We start from the raw sequence: 280 nt of genomic DNA, 5'->3' as shown, positions 1-280 counted from the left end.
AGCCAGTGGAACGAGCCGTCCATCCTGCGCTGGTCGTCGCCACTGTTCCACTTCGGGATCCTCTTCGTCTTCCTGGGACACGTCTTGGGACTTGTCATCCCCCAGTCATGGACTTCCACCATCGGAATCACCGAGGACACGTATCACGTCATGGCGACCGTTTTGGGGGGTGCAGCCGGGCTGGCGGCCCTCGTCGGACTCATCGGGCTGTTGTATCGCAGGTTCATGACAAAGTCGGTGCGCCTCACGACAACCACAATGGACATCGTCACCTATGTGC

At 59.6% G+C, this 280-nt stretch carries 1 protein-coding gene; it reads left to right on the top strand.

The features are described 5' to 3' along the window. Nucleotides 1-280 (top strand): respiratory nitrate reductase subunit gamma (locus AC0IWT_RS19970; RefSeq protein WP_471798507.1); only part of this gene is annotated, 280 nt, incomplete at both ends.

It is taken from the genome of Pedobacter sp. AC464 (assembly GCF_979253075.1).
This window is presented reverse-complemented; position numbering and strand designations above follow the sequence as displayed.